Consider the following 23,458-nt stretch of genomic DNA (forward strand, 5'->3'; position numbering starts at 1 on the left):
ATGGCGACGGTCGATGTGGTCAAGAAGCGGTCGCGCCTGGACCGCTCGCTGGACGGGCTGGTGCAGTCCGGCCGAGACATCCGGTTCTACGGGAAGGTGCTGGTCGGGATCCCGTCGGCGATCCGGCACTACCCGCGCGAGATCCTCCGGATCCTCTCCGAGGTCTCCTTCGGCACCGGCGCGCTCGCGGTCATCGGCGGCACCATCGGCGTGATGACGGGGATGAGCATCTTCGTCGGCACCGTCGTCGGCATGCAGGGGTACGCAGCGCTCGACCAGATCGGCACCTCGACGCTCAACGGGTTCATCTCCGCCTACTTCAACACCCGCGAGATCGCGCCGCTGGTGGCGGCCCTGGCGATGTCGGCGACCGTCGGCGCCGGGTTCACCGCCCAGCTCGGCGCGATGCGGATCAACGAGGAGATCGACGCGGTCAAGGTGATGGGGCTGGGCACGATCCCCTACCTGGTCTCGACGCGGGTCGTCGCCGGCTTCGTGGCGATCATCCCGCTCTACGTCGTCGGGCTGCTGACCTCCTATGCGGGCTCGCGGATCGTGACGGTCTACTTCCACGGGCAGTCGGCCGGGACGTACGACCACTACTTCCAGCTCTTCCTGCCGCCGATCGACATCCTGCTGAGCTTCGGGAAGGTGCTGATCTTCTCGATCCTGATCATCCTGATCCACTGCCGGCTGGGCTTCTACGCCAGCGGCGGGCCGTCGGGGGTCGGGATCGCCGTGGGGCGCTCGGTGCGGCGGACGATCGTGGTCGTGGCGCTGCTCGACCTGGCGCTCTCGATGGCGATGTGGGGCGCGACGACGACGGTGAGGATCGCGGGATGACGCTCTCGAGGCTCCGCGATGCCTTCCTCGGCCTGTGCTACCTGGCCGTGGTCGCGGCGGTGGCGCTCGGCGCCTGGCTCGCCTACGACCAGACCTTCGTCGACCGCTCCGAGGTTACGCTGACCACCGGCACCTTGGGCAACGCGCTCCAGGCGGGCTCCGACGTCAAGCTGCGTGGGGTGCCGGTCGGCACCGTCCGCACCGTCTCGGCCCGCGAGGGTGGCGCCGAGCTGACCCTGGCGCTGGAACCCGAGGTCCTCTCCGATCTCTCGGCCGACACCACCGCGCGGCTGCTGCCCAAGACGCTCTTCGGGGAGCGGTACGTGGCGCTGCAGCCGACGGCGGGAGGGGCGGAGCTGTCGGCCGGCGATGTCATCGAGCAGGACCGCTCCGACGAGGCGGTCGAGCTGGAGCAGGTGCTCGACGAGCTGCTCCCGGTGCTCAAGGCGATCCAGCCCCACAAGCTCAGCGCGACGCTGAGCGAGCTGGCCACGATGCTGCGCGACAACGGCGACGACATCGGCGAGGTCTTCTCGGCGTGGGCGGACTACCTGAGGAAGCTCAACCCGCTGGTCCCGCAGATGGCCGACGACCTCGCCGCGCTCGGCCGGGTCGCGGGGCACTACGAGGAGGCGGCGCCGGATCTGCTGGACGCGCTGGACACCATGACGGTGACCGCGGCGACTCTGGTCGATCAACAGAAGCAGCTCGCAGACACGTTCCGGTCGGTGACCACGACGGCGGCCGACACCGACCGCTGGCTGGAGCGCAACCGGGAGACGATCGTGGTGCTCTCCGACACCTCGCGCGACGCGCTCCGCGCGGTCAGCCCGTACGCCTCCTCCTTCCCCTGCCTCTTCAGCGCCCTGCGCGACTACGCGCCGGTGATGGCCAAGAACCTCGGCAAGGGCACCGACGAGCCCGGCTTCCATGCGCTGGTCAGCGTCTCGGAGATCCGGCAGCCCTACCCCTCCGGCTACGTCCCGAAGCTGCGCACCGGCGGCCCCCGGTGCCCGTACGTCACCGGCCAGACCGGCAGCCAGCCGGCCGTCACCGGGACGGCCGACACCGCCGAGCGGATCGAGGCACCACCGACGGACCGCGTGCGCACCTTCGGTGCGACCACGGGGCTCGGCGAGCAGAACTCCCCGGGCGAGAACCAGCTGATCGCCGAGGTGATGGCACCAGCGGAAGGCCTGGCACCTGATGAGTATCCGACCTGGTCGAGCCTGCTGCTCGGCCCGACCCTGCGAGGCACGGAGGTGATCGTCCGATGAGACCCAACAGCGGCGGCTCGGTCGCGGTGACGCTCACCAAGTCGGTGATCTTCGCGCTGGTGACGGTCCTGGCGATGGCGGGGCTGGCGACGACGATCTCCAACGGATCGACCTCGTCGGGGCGTACGTTCACGGCGCTCTTCACCGACGTGACCAGCCTCAACAAGGGCGACGACGTGCGGATGGCGGGGGTGAAGATCGGCACCGTCCAGTCCATCGGGCTGCGCCACAACGACACCGCCGAGGTTGTCTTCACCGCGGCCGAGTCGGCGCCGATGGTCGAGGGCACTCGGGCGGAGCTGCGGTTCCGCAACCTGATCGGGCAGCGGTACATCGCACTCGAACCAGGCTCTCCGGGCGGCGACCCGTTGCGCGCCGGCTACACGTTCGAGCTCGACGAGACCCAGCCGGCGCTGGACCTGACGATGCTGTTCAACGGCTTCCAGCCGCTGTTCAAGTTCCTCGACCCGGAGGACGTCAACAACCTCAGCGCCCAGATCATCGCGGTCTTCCAGGGCGAGGGGGCGACGGTGGAGTCGCTGCTCTCCTCGACGGCCTCGCTGACCTCGACCCTCGCCGACCGCGACCAGGTGATCGGCGACCTGATCACCAACCTCAACTCGGTCCTGGAGGTGGTCAGCCAGCGCACCGGGATGCTCGACACCACGCTGGTGACGCTGCAGCGGCTGGTCTCCGGGCTGGCCGCCGACCGGGAGACGCTCGGCTCGACCATCGAGGGGATGGGCGAGCTCTCGCAGAGCGTCACCGGGCTGCTGGAGGAGGGCCGCGAGCCGCTGCGCGACTCGATCGACTCCCTCGGCGACGTATCGGAGAACCTCGCTGAGAACGACGAGGCACTGACCACGTTCCTGACCACCATGCCGCAGAAGACCGACCAGATCGGCCGGATGGCCACCTACGGAGGCTGGCTCAACTTCTACATCTGCTCCATCGACGGGCGGATCCCGAGACCCGAGGGCTACTACGGCGACCTCGGGGTGGACTCGCCGGCAGGAAGGTGCCAATGATGGCCCGCTATCCGAAGTCGTTCGCCGAACGCAACAAGATCGTCATCGCCGTGGTCGGGATCCTGGCCATGACCGGCGTCTTCTTCGCCACCTTCTACGCCGAGGACCTCCCCGTCATCGGCGGCGGCGACACCTACGAGGCCTACTTCGCGGAGGCAGCCGGGATACGTCCCGGTGACGAGGCGCGGGTCGCCGGGGTGAAGGTCGGCGAGGTCTCCGAGCTCGAGCTCGACGGCGACAAGGTGCTGATCAGGTTCCGGGCCAAGGACGTCTCACTCGGCTCGCAGACCACCGCGTCGATCAAGGTGAAGACGCTGCTCGGACGCAAGTTCCTCGCCCTGGACCCGGGCGGCTCGGGCCGTCTCCGCGAGCCGATCCCGGTCTCCCGGACCACGACTCCCTACGACGTCAACGCCGCCTTCTCCGACCTCTCCACCACCGTCGGGGAGATCGACATGGCCCAGGTCGAGCAGTCGATGGACGCCCTCTCGGAGGTCTTCGAGGACACCCCCGAGGACGTACGCGGCATGGTCTCCGGCCTCACCCGACTCTCCCGCACGATCTCCTCGCGGGACCAGGAGCTGGCCGAGCTGATGAGGACGACGACCGAGGTCACCGGCACCCTCGCCGAGCGCAACGAGGAGATCGGGATCCTGATCGAGGACGGCGACAAGCTGCTCGAGGAGCTCGCCGCCCGCCGGCAGGCGATCCACCAGATGCTCACCTACACCGACGACCTCGCCAAGCAGGTCACCGGTCTGGTCGAGGACAACCAGAAGCGCCTCCAGCCGGCCCTGAAGAAGCTCGATCAGGTCTCCGAGATCCTGCAGCGCAACCAGGACCACCTCGACAAGGCGCTCTCCCAGATCGGCGCCTACTACCGGGTGATCGGCGCTTCGATGAGCAACGGGCCGTGGATCGACGTCTACGGCTGCGGCCTCTTCGACGAGAACAACGCACCGGTGCTCGACAACGACGTCCAGCGTGACTGCAAGCCAGGAGGGACGAGATGAGACGGCTCATCGCCGGGCTCCTCGTGATCGCCGTCGTCGGCGCGATCGGGTGGGGTGCTGCGTACGGGATCCGGGAGGGGCGGAAGGGCACCACGTTCTCCGCGCTCTTCGAGGCCTCCGTCGGCCTCTATCCCGGCTCCGACGTGCAGATTCTCGGCGTACCGGTCGGCGAGGTGACCGCGGTGACCCCGGCCGGCGAGCATGTGAAGGTCTCGATGACGCTCGACCCCGGCCAGACCGCCGCGGCCGACACCTCGGCGGTGATCGTCGCGCCGACGCTGGTCTCGGACCGCTTCGTCCAGCTCACCGAGCCGTACGTCGACGGGCCCGAGCTCCGCGACGGCACCGTCATCGAGGAGACCGCGGTGCCGGTGGAGATCGACGACCTCTACGCCTCGCTGACCGAGGCCGGCGACCAGCTCGGTCCCAACGGCGCGAACAAGAACGGTGCGCTCTCGCGGTTCCTGGAGGTGATGGCGGCCAACCTCGACGGGCAGGGCGCCGACATCAACCAGGTGATCCGGGAAGGAGCCGATGCGTCGGCCACCCTGGCCGGCATCGACCAGGACTTCTTCGCCACCGTGGAGAACCTCGACACCTTCAACCAGACCCTGCTCGAGCACGACGACGGGGTCGAGGACGCCAACCGCCGGTTCGCGCAGGTCACCGAGTACCTCGCCAAGGACCGCGACGACCTGGCCTCCGCGGTCAGCAACCTCGGCGAGGCGCTCGCCCTGCTGGAGTCGTTCATCAAGGACAACCGCGGCGAGATGCGCACCAGCGTCGAGAACCTGCAGGGCCCGACCCAGGTCCTCGTCGACCAGAACGAGTCGCTCGAGGAGGCGGTCGCCACGATCCCGCTGGTGCTGCAGAAGTACGTCAATGCCTACGACCCGGCGACCAACAGCCTCGTCGGCCGCACCAACCTGAACGAGCTGAGCGTCTGGTCCGGCGACGGCCTCACCGGCCAGACCTCCGAGGACGCGCCACCGGTCCTGCTTCCCGGTGTCGGAGAGGAGCAGTGATGTCGCGCTCGTCGAGACCTCTGTCGAGACCGCTCATGGCCCTCCTGGCCACGGCCGCCCTGACCCTCTCCGGCTGTGGTCTCGGCGCCGTCAGCGGAGGCGTCTACGAGGCCCCGCTGCCCGGCGGCGCCGATGTGGGGGAGGATCCGATCATGCTGAGCGCCGAGTTCAGCGACGTACTCGATCTGGTCCCTCAGTCCAGCGTCAAGATCGACAACGTCGCGGTGGGCCGGGTCTCCAAGATCCGGCTGACCGAGGACGGCCGCAGCGCGCGGGTGTCGCTGGTGGTCAGGGACGACGTCTCGCTTCCCGCCGGCACCACAGCTCGACTGCAGCAGACCTCCCTGCTCGGTGAGAAGTACGTCGCGCTGATCCGCCCCGCCACGCCGGTCGCAGGCTCGCCCCTGGGCGATGGTGCGGTCCTCGGGAGGGGTGACACCGAGGCGGCCGCGCAGGTCGAGGAGGTGCTCGGAGCCCTGTCGATGGTGCTCAACAGCGGCGGGATCGCGCAGTTCCAGGAGATCTCCCGCGAGATGCAGCAGATCTCCGACGGACGGCCCGAGGAGATCAAGGCGTTCCTGACCGAGATGGACCGGTTCGTCTCGGTCCTCGACTCACGCTCGGCCTCGATCACCTCCGCGATCGAGTCGCTCAACGAGCTCGCGGTCACGCTGGAGAAGGACAAGACCAAGATCGCAGAAGCGCTGGAGGGGCTCTCGCCGGGCATGCAGGTGCTCGTCGACCAGCGTCCGCAGCTGGTCGCGATGCTGGAGGCGCTCGACAAGCTCTCCAAGGTCACGATCAGCACCCTGGACGAGGCCCAGGACGACATCGTCGCCGACCTGAAGCTGCTCGACCCGATCCTCGACCAGCTCGCGAAGGCCGGCTCCGACCTGCCGTACGCGCTCGAGATCCTCTTCACCTACCCGTTCCCCGACGAGGTGCTCAACGCGCTCCGCGGTGACTACATGAACCTGTTCATGATCACGAACTTCCGTACTCCCGCCGGCTGCCAGTCCAAGGGCTGCGAATGGCTCCAGCCGGCGGTCGGAGGCGGGTCCGGCGGCTCGGTCAGCTCCCAGTCCGGGTCGTCGGACGCACCGCCCGGACTGCTGCCGTCGACCACGTCGCCGGTGCCGGGCTCGTCCTCGCCGTCGATCCCGGGGGAGTCGATCCTGCCCTCCGCTCCCGGGTCGTCCTCGTCCTCCTCGGATCCGTCGCAGTCCGGGTCGTCCTCACCGTCCTCGTCCCCGTCAGATCCCTCCGGGTCGCCCTCGGAGTCACCGACCGAGCCGTCGTCCGGGTCGGGGTCGGCGACCTCCGAGACGTCGCCGGAAGGCGCGGCGAGCGACGCCGGCTCCGTGGAAGGGAGTGAATGATGCAGCGGCTCACCGGAGGCGTACGCGTCAAGCTGGGGCTGTTCGTCGCTCTCGCGCTCGTGGGCACCAGCTATGTCGGGGCCCGCTATGTCGGCCTGGACCTGCTCGACGAGCCCTACCGCGTCGACGTCTCGCTGCCCGAGGGCGGCGGCCTCTTCGTCAACTCGGAGGTGACCTACCGCGGGGTGCCCGTGGGCGAGGTGACCTCCCTGGAGGCAGGCTCCGACGGCGTACGCGCGGTGCTGGAGATCGAGGGCGACGCCCCCGCCATCCCCGAGGACGTCACCGTGAAGGTCGCCAACCGGTCGGCCATCGGCGAGCAGTACCTGGACCTACGCGGTGGCGCGGTGGGCTCCGCCCGGCTCTCCGAGGGCGACCTGCTCTCTGCGGGGGAGGAGGCGTTGCCGTACGACGCCTCCCAGGTCATCGAGACCGGCCGCGACTTCGTCGCCTCGGTGCCCGAGGAGGCCCTGGTGACGACGATCGACGAGTCCTACCTGCTGTCCCAGGGAGCCGGGTCCGACCTGCGGAAGCTGGTCGACACCTCGCTCTCGTTCCAGCAGGAGGCCGACCGCAACTTCCTCGTCTCGGCGAGCCTGATCCGCAACTCCGACCAGGTGCTCGCGACCCAGGAGGAGTCGGCGACCAGCATCAAGGCCTGGAGCAACGACCTCGCACTCTTCTCCTCGACCCTTGCTGACTCCGACAAGGACCTGCGCGACCTGATCGGGGCCGCGCCCGGCACGGCCACCGAGATCTCGCTGCTGGTCAAGGAGGTCGGGCAGCCGCTCGGGATCCTGATGAGCAACCTGGTCACGCCCGCGACGCTCTTCGGCACGAACGCCGCCGCGCTCGAGTCGACCTTCGTGACCGTGCCGGAGGCGGTCAGCATCGGCTGGGCGATCAACACGTCCAACGGGCCCCGGCTGAGCCTGATGCCGTCCTTCTTCAACCCGCCCCCGTGCATCTCGGGTTATGAGGGCACCGACCTGCGCGCCGGCACCGACCTGAGCAAGGGCAAGCCGTTCAACACCGCGGCCGGCTGCGATGCCGTGCCCCGACCGAAAACCACGAAGACCGAGACAGTCGAGCCGGGGACGGTTAGCGTCCCCACCACGCTCGCCGGACTGATGGGGGAGCGATGAGCACGACGACGGATCGACGAGCGGAGGCCTCGGTGGTCGAGCTGGTCCCCGAACAGCCGTCGAGGCGCGACCGGGTGCTCACCTGGGCCCTCCCGCTGGTGGCGCTGTGCGTGCTGGTCGCGGGCGCGCTGACCTGGTGGCGTGCGACCGGGCACGACCAGGAGATGATCGACGAGGCCGCCCTGCGCGACCGGGTGCTGATCGTCGCGACCAGCCACATCGAGACCCTCAACTCGCTCGACTACCGGAAGGTGGACGAGGGGCTGAAGGGGTGGGCCGCGGTCACCACCGGGACCCTGCACGATCAGCTGACCAGCGTCTCCGAAGAGGACCGCAAGGTCCTCGCCGAGCAGGAGAAGATCTCGACCGGCTCGGTGATGGAAGCCGCCGTGACCGAGCTCGACGACGACAGCGCGACCGTGATCGCGGCGGTCGAGATCACGGTCCGCGACGGCTCTGCTTCCGGTGAGGACGCCGAGCCGACGGTCAAGCGCAACAGGTTCGCGGCCGACCTGGTCAAGGTCGGCGACGACTGGCTCCTGGAGAGCCTCGAGCAGGTAGCGGTGAACATGTCATGAGCACTTCTTTCGTACGTCGCTGGGCACCGTTCCTCGCCGCGCTCGCCCTGATCCTGGGACTGGGATCGTTCTGGCAGGCCGACCGGGAACGCAGGACCGACCACGTCGGCAACCGTGCCGTCGTCGACGCCGAGGCCACCACCGAGGTGCAGTCGGCCGTCACCACCGGCCTGCTCCAGGTCTTCTCCTATGACTTCTCCGATCCCGGTCCGACCGCTGCCGCCGCTGACGAGTTCCTCGCCGGCGACGCCCGCAAGGAGTACGACCTCCTCTTCAAGCAGCTCCAGGAGAAGGCCCCCGGCCAGAAGCTCGTGCTCAGCGCCGAGGTCCAGGTCGCCGCGGTCAAGTCCCTCGACGCCGACTCCGCCGAGCTCCTGGTCTTCCTGGACCAGGCCTCCCAGCGATCCACCGACAAGGAGTCGTCCATCTCCGCAGCGCAGATCGCAGTCGAGGCCGCGAAGGTCGACGGCCAGTGGAAGGTGACCGCCCTCGACCTCTTCTGATGCCGAGTCGGCTCGTTGTGACGAGCCGACTCGACGCGGATCTCGGTCAGGACGAGCCGACTCGGCAGGGGAGGCGTCAGTCGCCGCCGCCTCCACCGCCGCAGCTCGAGCCGCAGGAGGAGCTGCTGCACGCGTGGTGGTTGTTGTCCCCGGAGTCGTAGGTGGAGCCACACGAGCTCGACCCGGAGCTGCCGCCGCCGCGCCTGCGGGGACCTCGGCGGCGGTTGCCTCGGCTGCTCGTGACGGCGGCCTGAATGCACCCGAGGATGATCAGGCCGAGGACGACGATGATGATCAGGTTTTCCATGTGAAGCTCCGTTTCCAGGTGCGGCGGCTGAGGTGCCAGATCTGTGAGCCGAGACCGATGGTGAGCACCCGTCGCCCGGTGATCCTGGTGAGCGCCAACCGCCGACGGCCTTCGTAGACCTCGTGCAGCCGGAGCCAGTCGGCGCCGATGCTGGTCAGGAAGCCGCGTACGTCATCGTGGGCGCAGCCCTGCTGCGGGTGCTGCGCGGCCCAGGCATGGAAGCGGGCCCGCCAGTCCGGGAGCAGGTCGAGCTCGGGGGCGGCGTGCTCAGCGGCCGAGGACCGCTTGTGGTGGAGGACCCGCGTCGTCGCGGTGGTCCCGGCGGGGTCGAACCCCGGAGGCGTACGTCCCGCCAGCAGGTCGTCGAGGACCTCGCGCTGCCGCGCGGCGAGCTGCTCGCGTACCGCGCCTGGGGAGTCCATGTGAGGAGTGTGCCCGATTCGTTTGTGCCGGCGCCGCACTATATAAATGTCAAAGTTGAGTGGAACAGACTCAACTTTGGTTGTGTTGAGATAGATGCGGGTGACAGGCACTCGCGGCAGACTCAGGTGCGTCCCCAGGAGGAGAGCAGAGACAGATGAGCCAGTTTTCGGCAGACAAGTTCACCACCAAGGCTCGCGAGGCGATCGAGGCCGCGCAGCTTTCCGCCACGACGGCGGGCAACACCACCACTGAGCCGATCCACCTGCTCGTCGCGCTCCTGCAGCAGGACGAGGGCACCGCGACGTCGATGGTCACCAAGTCCGGTGTGGACGCCGAGGAGCTGTCGCGTGCGGCGGCCGCCGATCTCGCCGGTCTCCCGCGTGCCAGCGGGTCCACGGTGCAGCAGCCCGCTGCCTCGGGTGGGCTGACCCGGGTCCTTGCCGGCGCGATCACCCTGGCCACCTCCCTGAAGGACGACTACGCCGCCACCGAGCATCTGCTGATCTCGCTGGCCACGGTCGAGTCGTCGGCGCAGAGGGTGCTCAAGAGCGCCGGGCTCACCGAGAAGGGGCTGCGCGAGACGCTGAAGGCGGTCCGCGGCAACCGCCGGGTGACGAGCCAGGACGCCGAGGACTCCTACGAGGCGCTCGAGAAGTACTCCCAGGACCTCACCGAGGCCGCCGAGCGCGGCAAGCTCGACCCGGTCATCGGCCGCGACTCCGAGATCCGCCGCGTCATCCAGGTGCTCTCGCGACGTACGAAGAACAACCCGGTCCTCATCGGCGAGCCCGGCGTCGGCAAGACGGCCGTCGTCGAAGGGCTCGCCCAGCGGATCATCGCGGGCGACGTACCCGACTCGCTGAAGGGTCGCCGTCTCCTGTCGCTCGACCTGGCGGCGATGGTCGCCGGTGCGCAGTACCGCGGCCAGTTCGAGGAGCGGCTCAAGGCCGTCCTGGAGGAGATCAAGGCCGCCGAGGGTCAGGTCATCACCTTCATCGACGAGCTCCACACCGTCGTCGGCGCGGGCGCAGGCGGCGACTCCGCGATGGACGCCGGCAACATGCTCAAGCCGATGCTCGCGCGTGGTGAGCTGCACATGATCGGTGCGACCACGCTCGACGAATACCGCGAGCGCATCGAGAAGGACCCCGCCCTGGAGCGCCGGTTCCAGCAGGTCTTCGTCGGCGAGCCGTCGGTCGAGGACACGGTGCAGATCCTGCGCGGCATCCAGGAGAAGTACGAGGCCCACCACGGTGTCCGCATCACCGATGCCGCCCTGGTGGCCGCCGCGACCCTGTCCGACCGCTACATCACCGGCCGGCAGCTGCCCGACAAGGCGATCGACCTGATCGACGAGGCCGCCTCCCGGCTGCGGATGGAGATCGAGTCGTCTCCCGAGGAGATCGACCAGCTCCGCCGCGCCGTCGACCGACTGAAGATGGAGGAGTTCGCGCTCTCCAAGGAGTCCGACGACGCCTCGCTCGAGCGTCACGCGGCGCTGCGCAAGGAGCTCGCCGACAAGGAGGAGGAGCTGCGCGGGCTGGAGGCGCGCTGGGAGCAGGAGAAGGCCTCTCTCGAGGGTGAGGGTGCCCTGCGCAAGCAGCTCGACGCGCTGCGCAGCGAGGCCGAGCGGCTCCAGCGGGAGGGTTCGCTGGGGGAGGCCTCGGAGATCCTCTACGGTCGCATCCCGGAGCTGGAGCGGCAGATCGCCGAGGCCGCCGAGGCCGAGGGCGAGGGCGAGGTCGCCGACCGGCTGGTCGGCGAGGAGGTCGCTGCCCAGCAGATCGCCGAGGTCGTCGAGGCCTGGACCGGCATCCCGACCGGCAAGATGCTCCAGGGTGAGCAGGCCAAGCTGCTCGAGATGGAGTCCGTCATCGGACGGCGCCTGATCGGGCAGAAGTCCGCGGTCACGGCCGTTTCCGACGCCGTCCGCCGCTCTCGTGCAGGCATCGCCGACCCCAACCGCCCCACCGGCTCGTTCCTGTTCCTGGGCCCGACCGGCACCGGTAAGACCGAGCTCGCCAAGTCGCTCGCCGACTTCCTCTTCGACGACGAGCGAGCGATCGTACGCATCGACATGTCCGAGTACTCCGAGAAGCACTCGGTCGCCCGTCTGGTCGGAGCGCCTCCGGGCTACGTCGGCTACGAGGAGGGTGGTCAGCTGACCGAGGCGGTGCGCCGCCGCCCCTACTCGGTGGTGCTGCTCGACGAGGTCGAGAAGGCCCACCCCGAGGTCTTCGACATCCTGCTGCAGGTGCTCGACGACGGGCGCCTGACCGACGGCCAGGGCCGCACGGTCGACTTCCGCAACACGGTCCTCATCCTCACCTCCAACCTCGGCTCGGCCTTCCTGGTCGACCCGGTCATGGACGAGCACGAGAAGCGCGAATCGGTCATGGCGGTGGTCCGGGCGTCGTTCAAGCCCGAGTTCCTCAACCGCCTCGACGAGGTCGTCATGTTCGACGCCCTCTCGCTCGCCGACCTCACCAAGATCGTCGACATCCAGCTCGGTCTGCTCGAGAAGCGTCTGGCCGCCCGCCGCATCTCGATCTCCGTCACCCCCGAGGCTCGGGAGTGGCTGGCCGAGACCGGCTACGACCCGGCGTACGGCGCTCGGCCGCTGCGCCGCCTCATCCAGTCCGCCATCGGCGACCCTCTCGCCAGGATGCTCATCGGCGGCCAGGTGTCCGACGGTGGCCAGGTCACCGTCGACCGCGACGGCGACGGCCTCACCCTGAAGGTCTGACCACCGCCGGCCGAAACCGTAGTTCTGGCGGGCCGAATCCGTTGTTGTGGGCGACGAAACTGCCGTTTCGTCGCCCACAACTACATTCTCGGCGGGATGATCGAGGCCCGGTACGAGTCGGAGGAGCGAAATGCTGGACCAGCTGTCGGATGGACTCGCCCGGGCGTACGACGACGTCGGCTACTTCCTCATCGCGGTCTGGATCGGCCCGCCGTTGGTGTTCTGGGCGATCGCGGCCCGCGCAGATCGGTCGATGCGGAGGTTCGTGGCGCAGTTCGAAGAGATGTTTCCTGGCATCCCGACCGTTGTCGGTGAGGCTGCCGAAGTGACCGGCGACGATCGTGTCGGGAAGGTCGTGAAGCTGAGGTCCGGGTGGCTGCAGACTGCGGCAGTGATCGTGCTGCCAGACCGGCTGGAGGTGTGGGGCAAGGATGCCGAGGCTGCCGACATCGTCCTGGACCGGAGTCGGTTGGAGGTCACTCGGGAGGGAATCTGGATTCGATATCTGGGTGGCGACGACGTCAGTGCCGGTCTCTGGCTCACGGACGGTGACAAATCGGTCATCGTCATCCCGTACGGCCGCTCTGCCCGAAACGCCCGCCGTGCCCTGGTGCAGGCGCTGCGTGACCTGGGTGAGGAGCCCGAGGATCACCTCGACGCGGCTTGAGCCATGGCCAGTAGGTTGACCGCATGCGCAACGGTCGGATCATCCTGCTCAACGGGGCGTCGAGCTCGGGCAAGAGCAGCATCGGGCAGGAGCTGCTGCCGCTGCTCGAGGACCCGTGGTTCCTGGTCCCGGTCGACGGGATCAGCGGGATGCGTTCGACGGTCCATACGCGGGAGCTCGACGACGCCGACATCGCCGAGATGCTGCGGCGGACCAGGCTCGGCTACCACCGCACGGTCGCGGCCCTGGCGTCGGTCGGCAACGACGTGATCATGGACTACCCGCTGAGCGAGGCCTGGCGGCTCGAGGACCTGCTCGAGGTGCTCGACGGCTACGACGTCACCCTCGTCGAGGTCTGGTGCTCGCCCGAGGAGCTCGAACGCCGGGAGACCGCCCGCGGCGACCGGCCCGCCGGCCTCGCCCGGTCGCAGACCCTGGTCTACTCGCACCCGTACGACATCCGCGTCGACTCCACCACCGCGACCCCGGCCGCGTGCGCGAAGGAGATCGCCGAGGCCCTTCCCGCTCTCTCCGCACCCAAGGCCTTCGACCGCCTTCGCGCCGAATAGGCGCTCCCGTCGGCCGAGGCGTCGCTTGCGCGAGCCGAAGCGTCACGTGCGTCGGCCGAGCTGTCATCGCCGTGCGCACTCGGCCGACGCGAGCGACTTCTCGGCCGACGTAGGCGACGTCTCGGCCGACGCGACCGCCCTCTCGGCGGGTGGGGTTGGCAGGGATGAGAAAATGATTCCCGACATGTCTGAAACGAAGCTTCCCCGCCCCGGTCAGGCCACCCTCGCCGGGTGGCTCATCGTGCTCGGCTCACTGCTCACCGTGGTGACGGCCTGGGACCAGATCTCCGGACTGCGCAGCCTGGACACCCGGGAGCGGGTGGAGGAGGTGCTGGCCGAGCCGCCGCTGGCTGGCTCGGGGATCGGCCTCGACAACGTCCTCGATCTGATGCACGTGATGGCGCTGGTCACCGGCGCCATGGCGGCAGCGGCGGTGATCCTCGGCTGGCATGTGCTGCAGCGCAACAAACAGGCCCGGCTCGCGCTCACGGTCATCGCGGCGCCGCTCTTCTTCGCCGGCATGTTCGGCGGAGGGTTCTGGTCCACGCTGTCCGCGGTGGCTGTCGTACTCCTGTGGATGTCGCCCACCCGCGACTGGTTCGACGGCGTCTCGCCGGCCAAGCGGGAGGCGCTCGACAGCGGCGATCCCGACCAGGAGTCGTACGTCGCGCCGGCTCCGCCGGAGACCCCGACCGCCCCGACAGGCTCGACCTCCGGACCGGCTCGGCTCTCGCAGCAGCAGCCGCCGCCGTGGACCGGTGCGATCGCCCAGCCCGCCAAGGCAGCGCCCAAGCGCCGTCCGGGCGCCGTGACGGCGGCGGCGGTGCTCACCTGGATCGGCTCCGGGTTGACCGCGCTGATGATGCTCGCCTCGGCGGTGACGGCGACCGCCAACCCCGACCTGATCCTCGAGCAGGTGCGCAAGCAGGCGGAGAGCGACCCGAGGATGCGGGAGGTGGCGGGGCTCTACACCACCGACATCATCGTCGCCTCGGTCTGGATCACGGCCGTGCTGGTCGCGCTCGTCTGTGTCGCCGCCGCCGTGTTCGCCGCCTTCGCGATCCGCCGCCACTCCTGGGCCCGGGTCGCGTTGATGATCTCCGCAGGCGTGTCGGCGCTCTCCCTGCTCCTCTTCGCTCTCGCCTTCCCGCCGGCGGTGGTCATCTTCGGTGCCGCGGTCGCGACCTTCTCGTTCCTGCTGCGACCCGAGGTCGCCGCGTGGTTCCGCAACAGGTGATACCGCGGGCCGGATAGGCTCCGCGGCATGTCAGATCAGTTCGGCTCCTTCGACAACCCCTACGGCGGCAAGCCGCCGTTCGAGGGGCAGGAGCCGCCGCCCCCGACGCCGTACGCCACACCCCAGCCGTACGCCGCCCCGCAGCCGACACAGCCGCAGCAGCCCCAGGGATGGGGCCAGGCGCCCCCGGCCTACGGCCAGTACGCGATGGGTCAGCAGCCCCCGGCGTACCTTCGCCCTCACTATCCGCAGCCCGATCCCGACACCCGCCCGGGGACGGTGGTCGCGGCGTCGATCATGACGATCGTGGGGTCGGTGATCGCCCTGCTGATCTCGGTGTTCATGGTGCCCGCGGGGATCGCCGACTACAACGACCCGACGTCCTCGGACAAGGGCGTGACGCTCGCGATGATCATCTGGTTCGCCGTCTGCGGCGTACTCAGCCTGATCGCCATCCCGCTCGGGATCATGGTGCTGTTCCGCTCCAAGGTGGCCCGGATCCTGCTCACCGTGGTCGGCTCGGTCGCCGCGCTGCTCTCGCTCTTCGTGGTGCTCTATCCCGCGCTGATCATCGCCGCGCTGCTGATGCTGTACATCGGCAGGGCAGGCAACTGGTTCGCCAGGAAGAAGCCTGCCGACCCTTGGCAGCCGCCGTCGATGCCGGGCGCAGGACCGCCGACACACCAGCAGCTCTGACGACCTCGAGCCCAGCCAAGTCAGGACATTGCAAACTGACTTGCGAAAGTTCCAAAACTTCTTGACGAAGTTCATCGGCGCCCCTACCTTCAGGTGTGGCACTCGTCACATCCCCTCGTGGAGGCCTCGATGATCCATATCCCCCCGTCCCGGGCCGTGCTCGGCTCACTCGCCGGCCTGTCGGTCGTCGCCGCGCTCCTCGGCAGCGGCCCGGCCACCGCCGCTGAGCAGGCGGACCTGCCACCGCAGGAGCCCGGCGTCACACTGCGCACCTACGACATGGCACGACCCATCGACCAGCTGTGCACGCTGCGCGCTGGCCAGACGCCCAACGTCGACAAGCTCACCTCGCTGATCGACTACGACTCGCCGGCCGACTTCGGCCTCGCCGACCGGTTCATCTCCCACGCGCTGGCCAACCTGAACATCGCCACCGCCGGGTCCTACGACTTCCGGCTGATCAGCGACGACGGCTCCCGGCTGGTCATCGACGGCGAAGAGGTCATCGACCACGACGGCCTCCACGGGGAGACCGCCAAGGACGGCACCGTCACCCTGAGCGAGGGCTACCACGACCTGCGCGTGGAGCACTTCGAGGACGGCGGCGGCGAGGTGCTGCGCCTGCAGTGGCGCCCGCCGGGTGCCGCTGACTTCGCATTGGTGCCGACCGAGGTCCTGAGCACCGAGGCCGGGGTGGTGCGGGTGACCGCGCCCGGCACGAAATACTGCGAGGGACAGGACGACACAGCCGGTGACGGCATGCAGCTGGACAGCGTCCACCCGGCGTACGACCTGACCGACCTGCGGCCGGAGGGCTTCGAGCCGATGGTGGCCGCGATGGACTGGGCCGCGGACGGCCGGCTCGCCGTGGTGACCTCCGGGTCGGTGAGCCCCTCAGGCTGGGTCGAGGACCCCGAGCCGGGCGAGATCTTCCTGCTCAGCAACCCCCGCACCGCCACCGGTCCCGAGGACGTCACGGTGGAGAAGGTCGCGACCGACCTGTTCAACCCGATGGGCGTCGCCGTCATCGGCGAGTCGATCTTCGTCTCCGAGCGCGACCAGCTCACCGAGCTGACCGACCCCGACGGAGACGGCTTCTACGACCAGCACCGGAAGGTCGCGGAGTGGCCCTTCGGCGAGAACTTCCACGAGTTCGCCTTCGGCCTCCTCCACGACAAGGAGAGCTTCTACGTCAACCTGTCCGTCGCCATCAACTTCGGCGGCGCGACCACCGACCCGCAGCCGGCGCGCAACCGCGGCACGACGCTGAAGATCGACCGCGACACCGGTGAGGTCACCTACCTCGCCGGCGGGCTGCGGACGCCCAACGGGATGATGCGCGGACCCGGCGGCGACCTGTTCGTGATGGACAACCAGGGTGCCTGGCTGCCCAGCTCCAAGCTGGTGCACGTCAAGCCGGGGAGGTTCTTCAACCACTACACCAACCCGTCCGGCCCGTTCGACGACAAGCCCGTCACCGGCCCGGCCCTGTGGGTGCCGCAGGGCGAGATCGGCAACTCCCCGAGCAGCCCGATGATGCTGAAGAAGGGTGCGTACGCCGGTCAGATGCTCTTCGGCGACGTCACCTACGGCGGCCTGCAGCGCGGCTTCCTGGAGAAGGTCGAGGGCGAGTACCAGGGCGCGGTCTTCCGCTGGTCCGCCGGCCTCGAGGCGGGCGTGAACCGCACCCTGCTCGGCCCCGACGGATCGATCTACGTGGGCGGCATCGGCGAGGCCGGCAACTGGAGCGAGCCGGGCAAGCTCCGCTACGGACTGCAGCGGATGAGCCCGACCGACGGCAAGGCGTTCGACATGCACCAGATGCGCGCCACCAAGAACGGCTTCAAGATCCGGTACACCCAGGCGCTGTCCCAGGAGACGGTCGACAAGATCGCCGCGGACCCGAACGCCGCGTTCCGGATGACCCACTGGCGCTACGCGCCGCGGCCGACGTACGGCGGTCCGAAGGTCGACGAGCGACCGCTCTTCGTCTCCCGGGCCACGGTGTCCGACGACCGCACCTCGGTGGCCCTCACCGTGGACGGCATGGAGGAGGGTCGGGTCGTGCACCTGCGCTCCCCGCGACCGTTCACGGCCGTCGGTGGCGACGAACTGTGGAACACCGAGGCCTGGTACACCCTCAACGAGATCCCCGGGTACGTCTCGCCGGCCGACCGCAACTACCTCGAGGCGGAGCAGGCGACCCTGCGCGGCAGCGCCAACGTCACCGTCGAGCACAACGGCTACTCCGGCTCCGGGTTCGTGGACGGCTTCGGCAACGTCGGCGCCTCGGTCACCTTCGACGCCCAGGTCGCTCGCGCCGGGACGTACCCGGTCCGGGTGCGCTACGCCAACGGCCCCGACCCGGCGCCCGGCACCAAGCGGGTCTCGGTCTACCTCAACGGCACCGAGGTCGAGCCATGGGCGCTGGAGTCCACCGGCGATTGGCAGACCTGGGGCACCGCGACCCGGTCGATGCGGCTGAAGGCCGGGGTCAACCGGATCACCCTGCGCTACGACCAGGGCGACGAGGGGAACGTCAACTTCGACTCCCTCAAGGTCGGCGGCGGCGAGGACATCTGTACGCCGCAGCGACCCGCCGCGGGCTACACGTCGCTCTTCGACGGCACCCTGAGCTCATTGGCCTCGTGGCGGATGGCCGGACCGGGATCGTTCGGCCGGCAGGACGACTGCTCGCTGCGTACGACCAACGGCCTGGGCCTGCTGTGGTACGCCGAGAAGGAGTTCAGCGAGTACAGCCTGAGGCTGGACTGGAAGCTGGTCCGCGATGACAACGGCGGTGTCTTCATCGGCTTCCCGAACCCCGGCAACGACCCGTGGGTCGCGGTCAACCAGGGCTACGAGGTCCAGATCGACGCCAGCGACGCCCCGGACCGCACCACCGGCGCCATCTACACGTTCCAAGGAGCCGATCCGGAGGCAATCTCGGCCGCGCTCGAGCCGGTCGGGTCGTGGAACTCGTACGACATCCGCGTCGAGGGATCGAACGTCAAGATCTTCCTCAACGGGAAGCTGGTGAACGACTTCACCAGCACCGATCCCGCCCGCGACCTGGCCGGCTTCGTGGGCATGCAGAACCACGGCGGTGGCGAGACCGTCTACTACCGCAACGTCCAGATGAAGGAGCTCACCGACTGACGCAGATCCCGACAGCGGGGTCAGGAGACGAGCGAGTCGTCCTTGGCCCCGTTGTCGGATCCGCGCACGATCTTGTAGATGCGCAGGCCGATCCAGGCCACGACGGCGACCGCGACGACCAGGATGACGATGTTCTGGAAGCGGCCGACGATCGGCTCGACCTTCTCCCAGTTGTCGCCCAGCTGGTAGCCGGCGACGACGAAGATGGTGTTCCAGATCGCCGAGCCGACGGTGGTGAGGAGCAGGAACTTCCAGATCGGCATCCGGGTGACCCCGGCGGGCACCGAGATCAGCGACCGGAAGATCGGGATGAAGCGGCCGAAGAAGACCGTCCAGGCGCCGTACTTCTCGAAGAACGCCTCGGTCTTCTCCAGGTCGGAGGTCTTGACCAGCGGCAGCTTCTCGCCGACCCAGTAGACCCGCTCCCGGCCGATGGCGGCGCCGATCAGGTAGAGCACGAGCGCACCGACGACCGAGCCGAGCGTGGTCCAGATCAGCGCCTCGGCGATCGTGAAGCGGCCCTGCGCGGCGGTGAACCCGGCCAGCGGCAGGATGATCTCCGAGGGCAGCGGCGGGAAGAGGTTCTCCAGCGCGATGCCGAGCCCCGCACCCACCGGGCCGAGCTTGTCCATCAGGTCGACCGCCCAGCCGGCGACGCCGGTGAGCTCCTCGGGCTGGGTGGCGGTGAGGATCATGATGCTCTCTTCGAAGTGTGTGGGTGGGCCGGGGCGGCCGAAGCCTAGCGACCTGAGCTGTGGATCCCCTAGGAGGCCGCGTTGACCGCGTCCAGGTCGGCCCGGGTCAGCACCGACCGGATCTCCAGCTCGACGTCGCGCAGGGACTCGCCGGGCTCGGGCGACCGGTCGATCGCACACACCACAGTGTCCACGACCGCACCAAGCGGACGGAGCGCGTTGACGGCGTCGCGTACGGCACCACCGGAGGTGATCACGTCCTCGATCAGGGTCACGCGCTTGCCCTCGAAGGACGGGCCCTCGGCGAGCTTGGCGGTGCCGTACTCCTTGGCCTTCTTCCGGATGAAGATCGCCGGGATGCCGGTCTTGGCCGACACCATGGTCACGATCGGGATGCCACCGAGCTCGAGGCCGCCGAGCAGCTCGGTCCCTTCCGGGAGCAGCTCGACCATCCGTGCTGCGACGCGGTCCAGCAGAGCCGGGTTCGCCTCGAAGAGGTACTTGTCGAAGTACGTGTCGCTGACCTGCCCCGAGCGGAGCGTGAACTCCCCGTGCAGGCGGCAGGTGGCGTCGATGTCGGCAGCAAGGGCAGCGTCGGTTGTCACGGCCCCTAGCCTAAGTCTTATGACCGCGCGACGACTCCACGGCATCCCGCCGACGATCTTCTCCGAGATGTCCGCCCTGGCCGCCGCCACCGGCGCGGTCAACCTCGGCCAGGGCTTCCCGGACGTGGACGGCCCCGACGAGATCATCAAGGAAGCCGTCGCTGCCCTCGAAGGCGGACGGAACCAGTACGCCCCCGGCCCGGGTATCCCGGCGCTGCGTGAGGCGGTCGCGGCCCACCAGGAACGCCACTACGGCCTGACCTTCGACCCGGCGCGCGAGGTCGCGGTGACCACCGGCGCCACCGAGGGGATCGCGGCGGCGATCCTGGCCCTGGTCGACCCGGGCGACGAGGTGATCCTCGTCGAGCCCTACTACGACAGCTACCCGGCCATGGTGCAGTTCGCAGGCGGCGTACGTCGCCCGGTGACGTTGAGCCTGGACGCGTCCGCGGCGGGCGGCAGGCTGCCGCGCGAGGCGCTGGAGGCCGCTGTCTCACCGAAGACGAAGGTGCTGCTGCTCAACTCCCCGCACAACCCGACCGGCACGGTGCTCACCCGTGAGGAGCTGGAGACGGTCGCCGCGTTCGCGGTCGAGCACGACCTGACGGTGGTCTCCGACGAGGTCTACGAGCACCTGACGTTCGACGGGACGCCACACATCCCGATCGCGACGCTCGCCGGGATGCGCGAGCGCACCCTGACCCTGTCGAGCATCGGCAAGTCGTACTCCTTCACCGGCTGGAAGGTCGGCTGGGCGACCGGCCCCGAGCACCTGGTCCAGGCGCTGCTGGGCGCCAAGCAGTGGCTGACGTTCACCTCCGGTGCCCCGCTGCAGCCGGCCGCTGCGTACGCGCTCGAGCATCTCGACCACTGGCCCAAGGAGCTCGCCCTCGACCTGCAGAGCCGGCGCGACCTGCTCTGCGACGGGCTGAAGCGGATCGGCCTGGACGTGACGATCCCGGAGGGCACCTACTTCGCCGTCTCCGACATCACCGACCTCGGCTGGGACGACGGGCTGGAGTTCTGCCGGGCGCTGCCCGAGCGAGCCGGCGTCGTGGCCATCCCGTTGCAGGGGTTCTACGACACGGACGCCGGGAAGCAGCTGGTCAGGTGGACCTTCACCAAGCAGCGCGAGGTGATCGAGGAAGCCCTGGAGCGGCTCGCGCGGGGGCGCCTGACGCGCTAGTGATCGGCCCGGGTCTCGGCGTCGTCGTCCGCCGGCGTGCGCGGCGGCACCGCCATGCCGAGGATGTCGCGGTCCGCGTGACCGTCGTGGTCGAGGTCCCCGGCGAGCCGGGAGGCCGTACGCCGCCGGCGCCACCACTCCACCATCGCTGGCAGGAACGCGAGCGCGAAGAGCAGCAGGATCAGGTAGTCGATGTTGTCGGCCAGCCAGGGCCAGCGGGATCCGACGAAGAAGCCGAACAGCGTCACCGCGAGCACCCACAGCACGCCGCCGACGAGGCTCCAGAAGTAGAACCGTCGCCGGTCCATGTGGGTGACTCCGGCGACGACGGTGACATAGGTGCGTACGAAAGCGATGAACCGGCCGATCACCAACGCCTTGTTGCCGTGCTTGTCGAAGAACTCACGGGTCTGGTCGAAATGCCTCTTTTTGATGAAGCGGCCGTCTCGTTCATAGAGCCGTGGACCGATCTTTCGGCCGATCTCATAGCCGGTCACGTTGCCGGCGAATGCCGCCGCGACGAAGAAGAGCATCGCGAGCACGATCTCGACGCCGGGAGGCCCGGGAAAGATGTCGATCTTGCCGGTCGCGATGAAGATTCCGAGCGCGATCAGGAGGCTGTCACCGGGGAGGAACGGGAAGAAGAGACCGCACTCGATGAAGATGATGATCAGGCTGATCCAGAAGAGCGGCTCGCCGAAAGTGGCCAGCAGAAAGTCCGGACTCATCCATTCCAAACCGGCCAACATCGGCGCAAAATTCCCCGCACCTGTCACGGCCCCTACGGTACCCATAGGTAACAACTCTTGTTGTCGAATATTCTGACTCGGCGATGAACGAGACACGACCGTCCGAGGCTGATTCCAGAGCGCCATACGACCCGATGCCCCACGGGCAGCCGGAGGTCGGAGTGGGCCCGTGGCCAGGTGAGTGGCCCGAGGGTGAGCACTGGGATCCTGAGCTGCTGGCCAACGGCGACCGCCGCAACGTGGTCGACCGCTACCGCTACTGGACCCTCGAGGCGATCGTCGCCGACCTCGACCGACGCCGCCACGGCTTCCATGTCGCCATCGAGAACTGGCAGCACGACTTCAACATCGGCACCATCGTCCGCACCGCCAACGCCTTCCTGGCCGCCGAGGTGCACATCGTCGGCAACCGCCGCTGGAACCGCCGCGGCGCGATGGTCACCGACCGCTACCAGCACGTCCATCACCACCCGGACGTGCCCGCGCTCGCGGCGTACCTCCATGAACGAGACGTACGCCTCCTCGGCATCGACAACCTGCCCGGCTCGCTCCACCTGGAGACCATGGAGCTGCCGAAGTCGGTCTGCTTCCTGTTCGGGCAGGAGGGCCCCGGGCTCTCCGAACAGGCCCGCGAGAGCGTCGACGGCACCTTCTCGATCGCCCAGTTCGGCTCGACGCGGTCCATCAACGCCTCCGCGGCCGCGGCGATCGCGATGCACTCCTGGGTCGTTCAGCACGCCGATCTCTCCTCCGAGCAGGCCTGGCGCGGCTGACCGGACCACCCGTAGATGCGTCGATCCCCCGGGGAGCACCCCGGGGGATCGACGCGTCGTGACCGATCAGCGGATCAGTTGCTGTTCCGCTCGTAGCAGACGACCCAGTGGTCGCCGGTCTGCCACTCCCACTTGCCCGGCACCTCGTAGGCCCTCGTCCGGGCCGGGCAGTTGGCGCCGACGGCCCGCTCGAACGAAGCAGCGGTCGGGTAGGTCGTACCGGCCTTCTTGAAGGCCGAGATCGACTTGTAGGTGTGCGAGCTCAGGCACGAGTAGGGCCCGACGAACTTCGCGCTCAGGCAGCCGCGGGTCCGCTGGGTGAGCGATACGCCCTCGAGGAACCTCGCCCGGTTGGTCGGCAGGTTCTTGAGAGTGCCCTTGCCGAGCAGTACGACGTCGCAGCGGAACCAGCGCTGGCCGGCCCTGAACTGCTCGGCGTTCGGCACGAAGAACGCCGAGTTGTACGCCGACTGGTTGCGCTTCGAGTACGTGCTGCCCAGCTTGTTCCGCAGTGCGCGGATGCACGTCTTGGAGATGTGCTCCAGGCTGGCCGAGCGGTAGATGGACTCCTCGGTGCGGGTCGTACCGCTCAGGAGGGTCCCCAACGCGATGGTCTTCGCGGTGTGGGCGCTGCTGCACGAGACCTTCTTGCCTGTCTGGGACATGGCGTTGTAGGCGGTCCAGCCGTAGTTGTAGCAGGTGCCGACCGTGGGCTTGGGCGGCACTGCCGCGTCGGCCTTGGTGGCGGTGAGTCCGATGAGGGAGAAGACACCGATGACGAGCCCGAGGATGAGGGCAGCCGTCATGGGCTTCTGCGCAGGCGCGAGTGCGCCGGCACGAAGACGAGACATGATC

The 23,458-nt window shown here is 68.8% G+C and carries 23 protein-coding genes; 17 read left to right on the plus strand and 6 right to left on the minus strand.

What is annotated here, in order from left to right; translation table 11 throughout:
• From ACIO3S_RS18340 to ACIO3S_RS18380, 9 genes are read left to right on the plus strand one after another with little or no spacing between them, the layout of a single operon-like run.
• Entirely contained in the window at positions 1-843 is an 843-nt protein-coding gene (locus ACIO3S_RS18340; protein WP_160026635.1) for an ABC transporter permease, read from the plus strand.
• Positions 840-2,120 (plus strand): MCE family protein, encoded by a 1,281-nt coding sequence (locus ACIO3S_RS18345; protein ID WP_400466580.1) that lies wholly within the window; start codon positions 840-842, stop codon positions 2,118-2,120. The genes ACIO3S_RS18340 and ACIO3S_RS18345 overlap by 4 nt, the downstream gene beginning before the upstream one ends.
• Positions 2,117-3,148 (plus strand): MCE family protein, encoded by a 1,032-nt coding sequence (locus ACIO3S_RS18350; protein ID WP_400466583.1) that lies wholly within the window; start codon positions 2,117-2,119, stop codon positions 3,146-3,148. Before ACIO3S_RS18345 ends, ACIO3S_RS18350 begins: the two co-directional genes overlap by 4 nt.
• Complete coding sequence (locus ACIO3S_RS18355; RefSeq protein WP_400466585.1) at positions 3,148-4,161, plus strand: MCE family protein; 1,014 nt, start codon at positions 3,148-3,150, stop codon at positions 4,159-4,161. The genes ACIO3S_RS18350 and ACIO3S_RS18355 overlap by 1 nt, the downstream gene beginning before the upstream one ends.
• Entirely contained in the window at positions 4,158-5,186 is a 1,029-nt protein-coding gene (locus ACIO3S_RS18360) for an MCE family protein (RefSeq protein ID WP_400466588.1), read from the plus strand. The genes ACIO3S_RS18355 and ACIO3S_RS18360 overlap by 4 nt, the downstream gene beginning before the upstream one ends.
• 35 nt (positions 5,187-5,221) lie before the next feature.
• Complete coding sequence (locus tag ACIO3S_RS18365; RefSeq protein WP_400466591.1) at positions 5,222-6,565, plus strand: MCE family protein; 1,344 nt, start codon at positions 5,222-5,224, stop codon at positions 6,563-6,565.
• The gene (locus tag ACIO3S_RS18370; protein WP_400466594.1) at positions 6,565-7,710 is read left to right on the plus strand and encodes an MlaD family protein; all 1,146 of its coding nucleotides are present in this window, start codon (positions 6,565-6,567) and stop codon (positions 7,708-7,710) included. Before ACIO3S_RS18365 ends, ACIO3S_RS18370 begins: the two co-directional genes overlap by 1 nt.
• Positions 7,707-8,288 (plus strand): hypothetical protein, encoded by a 582-nt coding sequence (locus ACIO3S_RS18375; RefSeq protein ID WP_400466596.1) that lies wholly within the window; start codon positions 7,707-7,709, stop codon positions 8,286-8,288. Before ACIO3S_RS18370 ends, ACIO3S_RS18375 begins: the two co-directional genes overlap by 4 nt.
• Positions 8,285-8,791, plus strand: coding sequence for a hypothetical protein (locus ACIO3S_RS18380; protein ID WP_400466599.1), 507 nt, complete (start codon positions 8,285-8,287; stop codon positions 8,789-8,791). Before ACIO3S_RS18375 ends, ACIO3S_RS18380 begins: the two co-directional genes overlap by 4 nt.
• Before the next feature lie 76 nt (positions 8,792-8,867).
• Here the strand turns inward: ACIO3S_RS18380 and ACIO3S_RS18385 are convergent, their stop codons facing one another.
• Both ACIO3S_RS18385 and ACIO3S_RS18390 read right to left on the minus strand, forming a co-directional pair.
• Positions 8,868-9,098 (minus strand): hypothetical protein, encoded by a 231-nt coding sequence (locus tag ACIO3S_RS18385; RefSeq protein WP_160026644.1) that lies wholly within the window; start codon positions 9,096-9,098, stop codon positions 8,868-8,870.
• A complete protein-coding gene (locus tag ACIO3S_RS18390; RefSeq protein WP_400466602.1) occupies positions 9,086-9,520 on the minus strand; it encodes a hypothetical protein in 435 nt (144 codons plus the stop codon). The genes ACIO3S_RS18385 and ACIO3S_RS18390 overlap by 13 nt, the downstream gene beginning before the upstream one ends.
• Positions 9,521-9,675: 155 nt before the next feature.
• Between ACIO3S_RS18390 and clpB the strand changes: the two genes are divergently transcribed.
• From clpB to ACIO3S_RS18420, 6 genes are all read left to right on the plus strand, one after another.
• Complete coding sequence (gene clpB / locus ACIO3S_RS18395; protein WP_400466605.1) at positions 9,676-12,267, plus strand: ATP-dependent chaperone ClpB; 2,592 nt, start codon at positions 9,676-9,678, stop codon at positions 12,265-12,267.
• A gap of 130 nt (positions 12,268-12,397) precedes the next feature.
• On the plus strand, positions 12,398-12,934 hold the full coding sequence (locus ACIO3S_RS18400; protein WP_400466608.1) for a hypothetical protein: 537 nt from the start codon (positions 12,398-12,400) through the stop codon (positions 12,932-12,934).
• 23 nt (positions 12,935-12,957) lie between these two features.
• Positions 12,958-13,503 carry a chloramphenicol phosphotransferase CPT family protein gene (locus ACIO3S_RS18405; protein WP_400466611.1) on the plus strand — a complete coding sequence of 182 codons (546 nt, stop codon included), beginning with the start codon at positions 12,958-12,960 and terminating at the stop codon, positions 13,501-13,503.
• A gap of 184 nt (positions 13,504-13,687) precedes the next feature.
• Positions 13,688-14,740 (plus strand): hypothetical protein, encoded by a 1,053-nt coding sequence (locus ACIO3S_RS18410; RefSeq protein WP_400466613.1) that lies wholly within the window; start codon positions 13,688-13,690, stop codon positions 14,738-14,740.
• Positions 14,741-14,767: 27 nt separating this feature from the next.
• Positions 14,768-15,436, plus strand: a complete 669-nt coding sequence (locus ACIO3S_RS18415) for a hypothetical protein (protein ID WP_400466616.1) — start codon at positions 14,768-14,770, stop codon at positions 15,434-15,436.
• Between the two features lie 129 nt (positions 15,437-15,565).
• Positions 15,566-18,595 carry a family 16 glycoside hydrolase gene (locus tag ACIO3S_RS18420; protein ID WP_400466619.1) on the plus strand — a complete coding sequence of 1,010 codons (3,030 nt, stop codon included), beginning with the start codon at positions 15,566-15,568 and terminating at the stop codon, positions 18,593-18,595.
• A 20-nt stretch (positions 18,596-18,615) separates the two neighbouring features.
• On the opposite strand, the gene ACIO3S_RS18425 is transcribed toward ACIO3S_RS18420, so the two are convergent.
• Together ACIO3S_RS18425 and pyrE are read right to left on the minus strand one after the other, a co-directional pair.
• A complete protein-coding gene (locus ACIO3S_RS18425) occupies positions 18,616-19,290 on the minus strand; it encodes a DedA family protein (protein WP_400466622.1) in 675 nt (224 codons plus the stop codon).
• Between the two features lie 68 nt (positions 19,291-19,358).
• Positions 19,359-19,895 (minus strand): orotate phosphoribosyltransferase, encoded by a 537-nt coding sequence (gene pyrE, locus ACIO3S_RS18430; RefSeq protein ID WP_201451205.1) that lies wholly within the window; start codon positions 19,893-19,895, stop codon positions 19,359-19,361.
• A 19-nt stretch (positions 19,896-19,914) separates the two neighbouring features.
• Here pyrE and ACIO3S_RS18435 point away from each other — a divergent pair, with 19 nt between their 5' ends.
• Positions 19,915-21,081, plus strand: coding sequence for an aminotransferase class I/II-fold pyridoxal phosphate-dependent enzyme (locus ACIO3S_RS18435; RefSeq protein WP_400466625.1), 1,167 nt, complete (start codon positions 19,915-19,917; stop codon positions 21,079-21,081).
• Here the strand turns inward: ACIO3S_RS18435 and ACIO3S_RS18440 are convergent.
• Positions 21,078-21,809 carry a VTT domain-containing protein gene (locus ACIO3S_RS18440; protein WP_350844206.1) on the minus strand — a complete coding sequence of 244 codons (732 nt, stop codon included), beginning with the start codon at positions 21,807-21,809 and terminating at the stop codon, positions 21,078-21,080. The two genes, ACIO3S_RS18435 and ACIO3S_RS18440, sit on opposite strands and share 4 nt — an antisense overlap.
• 104 nt (positions 21,810-21,913) lie before the next feature.
• Here ACIO3S_RS18440 and ACIO3S_RS18445 point away from each other — a divergent pair, with 104 nt between their 5' ends.
• Positions 21,914-22,603, plus strand: a complete 690-nt coding sequence (locus ACIO3S_RS18445; protein ID WP_400466628.1) for a TrmH family RNA methyltransferase — start codon at positions 21,914-21,916, stop codon at positions 22,601-22,603.
• A 74-nt stretch (positions 22,604-22,677) separates the two neighbouring features.
• Here the strand turns inward: ACIO3S_RS18445 and ACIO3S_RS18450 are convergent, their stop codons facing one another.
• Positions 22,678-23,409 (minus strand): septum formation family protein, encoded by a 732-nt coding sequence (locus ACIO3S_RS18450; RefSeq protein WP_400466631.1) that lies wholly within the window; start codon positions 23,407-23,409, stop codon positions 22,678-22,680.
• Positions 23,410-23,458: the final 49 nt, after the last annotated feature.

This window comes from Nocardioides sp. NPDC087217 (assembly GCF_044744805.1).
In the GTDB taxonomy this organism is placed as follows: domain Bacteria; phylum Actinomycetota; class Actinomycetes; order Propionibacteriales; family Nocardioidaceae; genus Nocardioides.

What these genes read in the sequence shown, in the direction of transcription:
- ACIO3S_RS18340 (WP_160026635.1), top strand. Translation starts at nt 1, where the DNA reads ATGGCGACGGTCGATGTGGTCAAGAAGCGGTCGCGCCTGGACCGCTCG.
- ACIO3S_RS18345 (WP_400466580.1), top strand. Translation starts at nt 840, where the DNA reads ATGACGCTCTCGAGGCTCCGCGATGCCTTCCTCGGCCTGTGCTACCTG.
- ACIO3S_RS18350 (WP_400466583.1), top strand. Translation starts at nt 2,117, where the DNA reads ATGAGACCCAACAGCGGCGGCTCGGTCGCGGTGACGCTCACCAAGTCG.
- ACIO3S_RS18355 (WP_400466585.1), top strand. Translation starts at nt 3,148, where the DNA reads ATGGCCCGCTATCCGAAGTCGTTCGCCGAACGCAACAAGATCGTCATC.
- ACIO3S_RS18360 (WP_400466588.1), top strand. Translation starts at nt 4,158, where the DNA reads ATGAGACGGCTCATCGCCGGGCTCCTCGTGATCGCCGTCGTCGGCGCG.
- ACIO3S_RS18365 (WP_400466591.1), top strand. Translation starts at nt 5,222, where the DNA reads ATGGCCCTCCTGGCCACGGCCGCCCTGACCCTCTCCGGCTGTGGTCTC.
- ACIO3S_RS18370 (WP_400466594.1), top strand. Translation starts at nt 6,565, where the DNA reads ATGCAGCGGCTCACCGGAGGCGTACGCGTCAAGCTGGGGCTGTTCGTC.
- ACIO3S_RS18375 (WP_400466596.1), top strand. Translation starts at nt 7,707, where the DNA reads ATGAGCACGACGACGGATCGACGAGCGGAGGCCTCGGTGGTCGAGCTG.
- ACIO3S_RS18380 (WP_400466599.1), top strand. Translation starts at nt 8,285, where the DNA reads ATGAGCACTTCTTTCGTACGTCGCTGGGCACCGTTCCTCGCCGCGCTC.
- ACIO3S_RS18385 (WP_160026644.1), bottom strand. Translation starts at nt 9,098, where the DNA reads ATGGAAAACCTGATCATCATCGTCGTCCTCGGCCTGATCATCCTCGGG.
- ACIO3S_RS18390 (WP_400466602.1), bottom strand. Translation starts at nt 9,520, where the DNA reads ATGGACTCCCCAGGCGCGGTACGCGAGCAGCTCGCCGCGCGGCAGCGC.
- clpB (WP_400466605.1), top strand. Translation starts at nt 9,676, where the DNA reads ATGAGCCAGTTTTCGGCAGACAAGTTCACCACCAAGGCTCGCGAGGCG.
- ACIO3S_RS18400 (WP_400466608.1), top strand. Translation starts at nt 12,398, where the DNA reads ATGCTGGACCAGCTGTCGGATGGACTCGCCCGGGCGTACGACGACGTC.
- ACIO3S_RS18405 (WP_400466611.1), top strand. Translation starts at nt 12,958, where the DNA reads ATGCGCAACGGTCGGATCATCCTGCTCAACGGGGCGTCGAGCTCGGGC.
- ACIO3S_RS18410 (WP_400466613.1), top strand. Translation starts at nt 13,688, where the DNA reads ATGTCTGAAACGAAGCTTCCCCGCCCCGGTCAGGCCACCCTCGCCGGG.
- ACIO3S_RS18415 (WP_400466616.1), top strand. Translation starts at nt 14,768, where the DNA reads ATGTCAGATCAGTTCGGCTCCTTCGACAACCCCTACGGCGGCAAGCCG.
- ACIO3S_RS18420 (WP_400466619.1), top strand. Translation starts at nt 15,566, where the DNA reads ATGATCCATATCCCCCCGTCCCGGGCCGTGCTCGGCTCACTCGCCGGC.
- ACIO3S_RS18425 (WP_400466622.1), bottom strand. Translation starts at nt 19,290, where the DNA reads ATGATCCTCACCGCCACCCAGCCCGAGGAGCTCACCGGCGTCGCCGGC.
- ACIO3S_RS18435 (WP_400466625.1), top strand. Translation starts at nt 19,915, where the DNA reads ATGACCGCGCGACGACTCCACGGCATCCCGCCGACGATCTTCTCCGAG.
- ACIO3S_RS18440 (WP_350844206.1), bottom strand. Translation starts at nt 21,809, where the DNA reads ATGAGTCCGGACTTTCTGCTGGCCACTTTCGGCGAGCCGCTCTTCTGG.
- ACIO3S_RS18445 (WP_400466628.1), top strand. Translation starts at nt 21,914, where the DNA reads ATGAACGAGACACGACCGTCCGAGGCTGATTCCAGAGCGCCATACGAC.
- ACIO3S_RS18450 (WP_400466631.1), bottom strand. Translation starts at nt 23,409, where the DNA reads ATGACGGCTGCCCTCATCCTCGGGCTCGTCATCGGTGTCTTCTCCCTC.